Genomic DNA, 245 nt, shown 5'->3' with positions numbered 1-245 from the left:
AGATGTGTATAAGAGACAGTCGCCGACCAGGACCCGGGACGACCTGCTGGCCTGCATGTACGACGTCGCGGTGAGGCTCGGGGGCGTCCCCGCCGACCGCGGCGATCGCGGACATGTTGTCGGTGAGCCACTCGGCGGGGACGGCAGGCGGGCGCGCGACCCGCGCGTCGAGCGCTTCTCCCGCGAGGCCGGCTTCCGCATCGTGCTCTGCGCGCCGAGGACGCCCCAGACCAAGGGCAAGGTGG

1 pseudogene is annotated in these 245 nt (G+C 71.8%); it reads left to right on the top strand.

Going from position 1 to position 245, the window contains the following annotated elements:
- Window positions 1–245: pseudogene (locus H6A15_RS10265) on the top strand (hypothetical protein); the annotation flags it as partial.

Source organism: Enorma phocaeensis (assembly GCF_016901575.1).
GTDB classification, from domain to species: domain Bacteria; phylum Actinomycetota; class Coriobacteriia; order Coriobacteriales; family Coriobacteriaceae; genus Limicola; species Limicola phocaeensis_A.
The sequence above is the reverse complement of the archived record's forward strand: the minus strand, read 5'-3'. Positions and strand labels throughout refer to the sequence as shown.